The sequence below is a fragment of the Collinsella tanakaei genome (assembly GCF_016900375.1).
In the GTDB taxonomy this organism is placed as follows: Bacteria; Actinomycetota; Coriobacteriia; order Coriobacteriales; family Coriobacteriaceae; genus Collinsella.
Window position 1 is genome coordinate 26,124 of record NZ_JACJKB010000019.1, and the last position, 6,330, is coordinate 32,453.

General features: G+C 66.8%; 4 protein-coding genes and 1 riboswitch. Of the genes, 3 read left to right on the forward strand and 1 reads right to left on the reverse strand.

What is annotated here, in order from left to right:
* Window positions 1–8 precede the first annotated feature (8 nt).
* A riboswitch (TPP riboswitch) is annotated at window positions 9–126 on the forward strand.
* The 3 genes from thiC to thiD all read left to right on the forward strand — a co-directional run bounded on the left by thiC (window position 118) and on the right by thiD (window position 4,288).
* Window positions 118–1,449 carry a phosphomethylpyrimidine synthase ThiC gene (gene thiC / locus H6A16_RS09805; protein ID WP_204618691.1) on the forward strand — a complete coding sequence of 444 codons (1,332 nt, stop codon included), beginning with the start codon at window positions 118–120 and terminating at the stop codon, window positions 1,447–1,449. Its footprint overlaps the riboswitch before it by 9 nt.
* Window positions 1,450–1,946: 497 nt before the next feature.
* Complete coding sequence (thiM, locus tag H6A16_RS09810) at window positions 1,947–2,780, forward strand: hydroxyethylthiazole kinase (RefSeq protein ID WP_204618693.1); 834 nt, start codon at window positions 1,947–1,949, stop codon at window positions 2,778–2,780.
* Complete coding sequence (thiD, locus tag H6A16_RS10840; RefSeq protein ID WP_239458328.1) at window positions 2,780–4,288, forward strand: bifunctional hydroxymethylpyrimidine kinase/phosphomethylpyrimidine kinase; 1,509 nt, start codon at window positions 2,780–2,782, stop codon at window positions 4,286–4,288. The genes thiM and thiD overlap by 1 nt, the downstream gene beginning before the upstream one ends.
* A gap of 236 nt (window positions 4,289–4,524) precedes the next feature.
* Here the strand turns inward: thiD and H6A16_RS09825 are convergent, their stop codons facing one another.
* Window positions 4,525–6,039: a YfcC family protein gene (locus H6A16_RS09825; RefSeq protein WP_204618696.1), complete on the reverse strand. Its 1,515-nt coding sequence runs from the start codon at window positions 6,037–6,039 to the stop codon at window positions 4,525–4,527.
* Window positions 6,040–6,330 lie beyond the last annotated feature (291 nt).

Sequence of the window (6,330 nt, forward strand, 5' to 3'; positions counted from 1 at the left end):
AACCACAACTGCATATCACGGGGAGCTTGCAGGACACCACGGCAGGCTGAGAGGGGGCGCGACCTGCCCCGACCCGACGAACCTGATATGGGTAATGCCAACGAAGGGAGTATGCGTATGGATACCGCTACCGAAAAGAATCTCGTCACGCAGCTCGACTATGCGCGGGCCGGCGTCATCACGCCCGCCATGCGCGCGGTCGCCGAGCGCGAGGGCCGCGATCCGGAGTTCATCCGCGCGGGCGTGGCGGCCGGGCGTATCGCCATTCCGGCGAACATCCGCCACCTGGAGATGGGGCTCGAGCCGCGTGGTGTAGGCGCTGGGCTTTCCACCAAGGTCAACGTCAACCTGGGCATCTCGGGCGATGTTGCCGATGCCGACGTGGAGTGGGAGAAGGTGGCGACCGCGGAAAGGTTCGGCGCGGACGCCATCATGGACCTCTCCAATTCCGGCAAGACGCGCTTCTTCCGCCAGGAGCTCGTGCAGAAGACCCCGCTCATGGTGGGCACCGTGCCCATGTACGACGCCATCGGCTACATGGAAAAGCCGCTCGTCGAGCTCACGGTCGACGATCTGCTCGAGGTCACGCGCGCGCACGCCGAGGACGGCGTGGACTTCCTGACCATCCACTGCGGCATCAACAAGTCCGTCATCAAGACGTTCAAGGAGACCGGCCGCCTCATGAACATCGTGAGCCGCGGCGGCTCGCTGCTGTTCGGCTGGATGGAGGTCACCGGCAACGAGAACCCCTTCTATGAGTACTACGACGAGATCCTGAAGATCTGCCACGAGTACGACGTGACCATCTCGCTGGGCGATTCGTGCCGTCCGGGCTGCCTGTACGACGCGAACGACGCCACCGAGACCGCGGAGATGATCGAGCTCGGCAAACTGACGAAGCGCGCCTGGAACGCCGGCGTGCAGGTGATGATCGAGGGCCCCGGCCACATGGCCATCAACGAGATCGCCGCCAACGTCGAGCTGCAGAAGCGCCTGTGCCACGGCGCGCCCTACTACGTGCTGGGACCGCTCGTGACCGATATCGGCGTGGGCTACGACCACATCACCGCAGCTATCGGCGGTGCCATCAGCGCAAGCGCGGGCGCGGACTTCTTGTGCTACGTGACGCCGGCCGAGCACCTGTGCCTGCCGGACGCGAAGGACGTGCTGGACGGGCTCATCGCCACGAAGATCGCCGCGCATGCGGCCGACATCGCCAAGGGCGTGCCCGGTGCGCGCGACGTCGACGACCGCATGGGCGACGCTCGCCGCCGCCTTGCCTGGGACGAGATGTGGAACTACGCGCTCGACCCCGTGACGTCGAAGGCGCGCTACGAGGCCTCACCCGCGAGCACCGAGGGCACCTGCACCATGTGCGGCAAGATGTGCGCGGTGCGCACGGTTAACAAGGTGTTCGAGGGCACGACGATCGACCTCGACGCGCAGTAGGGCTGTCAGGCGAAGGCGCCGGGCGGGCATATCATCCCGTCCTCAGACAGTCCTCGCTCGCTGCGGAACTCCGGGCGGGACGATATGCCCGCCCGGAGTTCCGCATGGTGTTGACCGTGGCGCGACGAGGGCGATCGACATGGCCGTGAAACCTCGTTGACGCGGTGCGGTGGCTGGAGGACTGGATTGAGGCGGCAACTTTGGCTCTAACGGTGTCGTGGTTGCGCCGTTGTTGGGGGCTGCGTCCCGACGCGGCGGGTTTTGAGGCCCGCACATGAATTGTTGGATGTTCTTACGAGTTATGGAGGCCGTTTTCAGCGAATCTCATCGGACACGGTAAGTAGAGGCGCCCTGGCAGAAAAACGTCAACGCTTCTACCTGCGGTTTTCCTGATGGGGTTTTACACGAAATCCTTTGCTACTCGCCAGTCGCTTGTAGATTCGCTGAAAACGGCCTTCATACGTTTCAAAACGACTTGGAAAGGTTGGTTTTCTACTATGGATAGCAAGGTTTTGGGTTCTGCGCTGGAGAACGTTCGCTCGCAGGTGCCGCTGGTGCACTGCATCACCAACTACGTGACAGTGAACGACTGCGCGAACGCGCTTCTGGCGTGCGGCGGCTCCCCCATCATGAGCGACGAGCCGGAAGACGTGGCCGACATCACGTCGATCTGCGGCGGCCTTGTGCTGAACATCGGCACGCTGAACGCGCGCTCCATCGAGGGCATGCACGTGGCGGGCGCCCGCGCCGGCGAGCTCGGGCACGCCATCGTGCTCGACCCGGTGGGCGCCGGCGCCTCCGCCCTGCGCACCAAGACGGCGGCCGATCTCATCGACACGCTGCCCATCACCGTGGTGCGCGGCAACATGAGCGAGGTCAAGACCATCGCCGGCACGGCTGCCGCCACCCGCGGCGTCGACGTCAACCCTGACGACGCCGTGACCGAGGACAACCTCGCCGCAAGCGCTGCCTTCGCACGCGAGCTCGCTGCCAAGCTGGGCTGCGTCGTGGCCATCACCGGTGCCATCGACATCGTGGCCTCCGCCGACCGTGCCGTCGCCATCCGCAACGGCGTGGCCACCATGGGTAAGATCACCGGCACGGGTTGCATGCTCACCTGCGTAGTGGCCGCCTACGCCGTGGCCAACCCCGACGACGTCTTCGGTGCCACCGTGGCCGCCATCGCCGGGCACGGTCTTGCCGGCGAGGTCGCCGCGGCGCGCATGACGCCCGCCGACGGCAACGGCAGCTTCCGCACCTACCTGCTCGACGCCATCTGCAACATGAGCGCCGACCAACTCGTGGCCGGTGCCAAGATCGAGGAGCTGTAATGAGCGCCGTCTCCGGCGCCACCGCGGGCGGCCCCGTGCAGCGCGGGGCCTTCTCGCCCGCAGACATCCGCCGTGCGCTACTGCTTTACGGCGTGACCGACTCCGCCTGGCTTTCCGGCCGCACGCTCGCCGACTGCGTACGCCAGGCCATCGCCGGCGGCGCCACGTTCATCCAGCTGCGCGAGAAGCACATGACCACCGACGAGCTCGTGGCTGAGGCCGCCACGATTCTACCCATCTGCCGCGCGGCGGGCGTACCCTTCGTGATCGACGACGACGTCGAGGCAGCCCTGCGATCGGGTGCCGACGGCGTGCACGTGGGCCAGTCCGACACGGCCTGCGCCGAGGCGCGTCGCATCCTGGGGCCCGATGCCATCGTCGGCGTCTCGGCCCAAACCGTGGAGCAGGCACTCGCCGCCCAGGCAGCCGGTGCGGACTACCTGGGCGTCGGCGCGCTCATTCCCACACCCACCAAGCCCGATGCCGTCGACGTCACGAAGGAGGAGCTCGCCCGCATCTGCGCGGCCGTTGACATCCCCGTCGTGGGCATCGGCGGGCTGCACGCGAGCACGCTCGGCGTCCTGTCGGGCACGGGCGTTGCCGGCGCTGCCGTGGTGTCGGCGATCTTTGCCGCCGGTGACATCGAGGCCGCCACGCGCGAGCTTGCCGACAAGCTGACAAGTTTGGACCTGGCACCATCTTGTCGCCTGGCGGTGCTCTCCATCGCCGGTTCCGACTCGAGCGGCGGCGCGGGCATCCAGGCCGATATCAAGACCATCGCCGCCAACGGGCTGTTTGCCGAGACGGCCATCACCGCGCTCACCGCGCAGAACACCCTGGGCGTGCGCGACGTGCTCGAGGCCACGCCGGCCTTCGTCGCCGAGCAGATCGACGCCGTGTTCGAGGACATTCCCCCTGCGGCCGTGAAGATCGGCATGGTATCGTCCGCGGCCATCATCGAGTCCATCGCCGAGCGCCTGACGCACTGGAGCGCCGCCAACATCGTGGTCGACCCCGTCATGGTGGCAACCTCCGGCGCACGCCTGATCGGCGACGACGCGGGCGCCGCCCTGACCGACCGCCTGCTGCCGCTCGCGCGTGTGATCACGCCGAACATCCCCGAAGCCGAGGCCCTCACGGGCACGCGCATCGACTCCGAGGAGGCCCAGCAGGCCGCAGCCCGCATGCTGGCCGAGCGCTTCGGCTGCGCAGCCCTCGTCAAGGGCGGCCACGGCATCGCCGACGCCAACGACGTGCTCGCCGAGCCCGACGCCGACACGGGCGAGATTCGCATCACGTGGTTTCGCCACGAGCGCATCGACACCGCGAACACGCACGGCACGGGCTGCACGCTGTCGTCGGCCATCGCCTGCGGCCTCGCGCGCGGCCTGACCGTGCCGGAAGCCGTCAATGCCGCCAAGGCCTACCTCACCGGCGCCCTGGCCGCCGGCCTTAACCTGGGCCACGGCTCGGGCCCGGTCGATCATATGTGGGCCTACCGCGCCTAGCGCAAGACTCCCCCGGGCCTGGCCTCTCTGGGGACGTAGCCGGAAGGTGCCAAGGGGCCCCGCGGGGCCCCTTGGCACCTTCCGGCTACGTCCCCAGAGAGGCCAGGCCCCGGCGGGTGACCGAAAACATCTCCGCCCTGAAAGTGGACATCGCAACGGCCCGCTTCCCGTGCGCGTCGCGCGCGTCGGGAAGCGGGCCTTCTTGCAATCGATGCCGCTTTATCCGGGCAGCAGTCCTAGAGCACCAGCAGGGCGCCGGTGGTGATGACCACGCTCGCGATGGCGATCACCACGATGGGGATAACCGCCCACTTGAGCCAGGTCGGGTACTGCACGCGCGCGAGCAGCAGGCCGGGCAGGAACACAGCCGTGGGGCTGAAGAGGTTCGCCAGGCCGTTGGCGGCGCAGAAGATGGCGATGATGACCTCGGGCGGGAAGCCGAGATTCGCAGCCAGGGGGCCGAGGATCGGCATCGAGATGGTCGCCAGCGCGGAGGTCGAGGTGATGACCACCGAGAGGCCCAGGTACACCAGGTAGCACAGCGGACCGAACACGAGCGCGCTCGTGCCGGCAAGCGCAGCGGAGGCGTTGTCGAGGATGACGACGTCGAGGCCGGTCTCGCCCATGAGGATCGAGATGGCGCGGGACAGGCCGACCATGAGGGCGACGCCAATCATGTCGCCGGCGCCGTCGAGGAAGCCGTCGACGATCTCGTTCTCGCGCAGGCCGCCGAGCACGCCGATGATGATGGCCATGATGAAGAACCACACGGAGGCGTCGTTGAAGTACCACTCGCCGAGCGGGTTGCCGGTGAGCAGGCCGCTCCAGGGCATGACGGACCATGCCTCAGCGGCCTCGTCGTACACGCCGCCGGCGGTGAAGATGGTCACGCCGAAGTCCTCCCACGGAATGAAGCCGCAGATCATGACCACGAAGGACAGGCCGAACAGCGCCAGCGCGACCTTGCGCTTGGGCGTGAACTCGAGCGTTTCGGTGGCGGAGGTGTCGGCATCCTTGCCGTAGGCCTCCTCGGCCGCCTTCTGCTCCTGCAGCGACAGGATGGTCGAGCCCTTGTCGCGGCGCACGCGGTTGGCGTAGCGCAGGATGAAGAACAGCGAGATGGCGTAGCTCACCACGGTGAGGATGAGGCCGAGGCCGATGACGATGGCCTGGTTGGCCTCGATGCCCACGCTCGACAGCGAGTCGATGGCGACGCCCACGGCGAACGGGTTGACCGTCGAGCCGAGACAGCCGACGCCCGCGCCGAGCAGCACGGCCGCCGCGGCGACCATGGTGTCGAAGCCCGCAGCGAACAGCGTGGCGGAGAGCAGCGCGTAGAACGGGATGGTCTCCTCGCAGAAGCCGTAGCTGGAGCCCATGATGGCGAACACGGCCATGATGGCGGCGATGAGGATCGTCTCGTGGCCGTGCAGCGCGCGCACGAGCGCGGCGATGCCCGCATCGAGGGCACCGAGCTTGTTCACGATACCCAAGCAGCCGCCGAGCAGCAGCAGGAACAGCGAGACCTCGATGCCGTCGAGGAAGCCGGAGATGGGCGACGTGAGGATGTCGGACATCGAGGCCGCCGTGACGCCGGGCACGATGTTCGACAGGGCGATCGTCGCCACGCCCACGATGAGCGTGATGACGATGAGGATGGTGTACGAGGAGATCATGACCTTCTGGTCGGCCTTCTTCCCCTCGTTCGGCTCGAGCGCTTCCGCGTTCGCGCCGGTCTGGTCGTTTGACATGCAAACCTCCATCGGTATTCCGATACAACACGCATAATGGTAGCGCGGTTATGCATGACCGATAATCAGAATTGGGAAATAACCGCCCAACGGTTCTGTAATCCTAGCAGCTCAATGATGTTATTGCCCAGCTGTTGATACTTTGTCTCGCTAAAGCGTCCGAGGTAGTATGCACTATTTTCCGGATTCCATGCATGTCGATGCTTTCGGACACCCGCGGGGCCTGGCCTCTCTGGGGACGTAGCCGGAAGGCGCCAACGTGGCCCGCGGGCCACGTTGGCGCCTTCCGGC

Excerpts from the sequence above, each read along its gene's own strand:
- thiD (WP_239458328.1), top strand. The coding sequence starts at position 2,780 with ATGAGCGCCGTCTCCGGCGCCACCGCGGGCGGCCCCGTGCAGCGCGGG.
- thiM (WP_204618693.1), top strand. The coding sequence starts at position 1,947 with ATGGATAGCAAGGTTTTGGGTTCTGCGCTGGAGAACGTTCGCTCGCAG.
- thiC (WP_204618691.1), top strand. The coding sequence starts at position 118 with ATGGATACCGCTACCGAAAAGAATCTCGTCACGCAGCTCGACTATGCG.
- H6A16_RS09825 (WP_204618696.1), bottom strand. The coding sequence starts at position 6,039 with ATGTCAAACGACCAGACCGGCGCGAACGCGGAAGCGCTCGAGCCGAAC.